The organism is Bacillus sp. SG-1, from assembly GCF_000181495.1.
In the GTDB taxonomy this organism is placed as follows: Bacteria; Bacillota; Bacilli; order Bacillales; family Bacillaceae_B; genus Rossellomorea.
Genome location: NZ_ABCF01000179.1, coordinates 1 through 1231 on the forward strand (window position 1 = coordinate 1; position 1231 = coordinate 1231).

The 1231-nt window shown below is 41.0% G+C and carries 1 protein-coding gene; it reads right to left on the minus strand.

Features of this window, described 5'->3' with window-relative positions; translation table 11 throughout:
- Nucleotides 1–331: 331 nt before the first annotated feature.
- The coding region (metG, locus tag BSG1_RS19585) for a methionine--tRNA ligase subunit beta (RefSeq protein ID WP_006838986.1) at nt 332–1231 on the minus strand (900 nt) is incomplete at its 5' end.

The following is a 1231-nucleotide window of genomic DNA, read 5'->3' on the forward strand; positions in this document are numbered from 1 at the left end:
TATTTTACAATATTCTTCTATGACAAGCTTCTCATGTATGTAACATTTTCCTAACAAATGAAATATATGGATGTGCCTGGATTCCCTGGCTCGCTTTAATCATTTTTATAAAAAAGTCTATTTTCCTATGTATTGTATGAGATAGTTGATTTCCGCTTCAGATGCGCGACTCCAATCAATCGCACACAAATACAGAAAGAGGTAAGCAGCAGTCTTTGCACAACATTCTCATAACAGATGCAGAATTATTGTTACCCCCTGTCAAAAACGTTAAACATATTTTGGATAAATAAAGAGAGTGTTTCACGTGGAACACTCTCCCTATTAAGGTTTATTTTACTTTGGCTCCATTTGCCAGAGCTTGATCTACACTTGCCAATGAAAGTACTCCATCTTTTTCCCCTGCCAGAATCATCCCTTGAGACAATTCTCCACGCAATTTTACCGGCTTAAGGTTGGTTACACAGATTACTTTCTTTCCAACCAGCTCTTCCGGCTTATAGAATTTTGCAATTCCAGAAACAACCTGGCGTTTTTCATAGCCAAGATCAAGTTGGATTTTAAGAAGCTTATCCGCTTTCTTCACCGGCTCAGCATGTGTTACTGTCGCCACGCGGAAATCCACCTTCATGAAATCATCAATTGTGATTTCCTCTGATTCCGGCGCCTCTTCTTCTTTTGCTTCTTCTTTCGGCTGTGGTGCCGTGCCACGCATTTTTTCTTGAATGTATTCAACCTCTTCAGCGATATCCAATCTCGGAAAGATCGGCTCTCCTTTTTTTACAACTTGTGTGCCGGCAGGAATCATGCCGAACTCTTCAAGGCTTTCCCACGTCGTCAATTCTTCCTGATCTACATTTAATTGTTGGAATATTTTCTTAGGAGTTCGTGTCAGGAATGGCTGAAGCATAACTGCAGCACGGCGAAGAGTTTCTGCCAGATGAACCATGACATTTCCTAATTCATCTTTCTTCTCTTCTTTCGCCAACACCCACGGCTGAGTCTCGTCAATATACTTATTGGTACGGCTTATTAACTGCCACAGGCTTGATAGCGCTACAGAGAATTCCATCTTTTCCATTGCTTCCTCATACTGTGCCACTGTTGCTTTATTGACAGAAAGTAGTTCTTTGTCAAATGGTCCTTCAGAACCTTTATACATCGGGATTTCACCGTCAAAATACTTATTGATCATCGCTACCGTACGGTTCAGCAGGTTACCCAGATCATT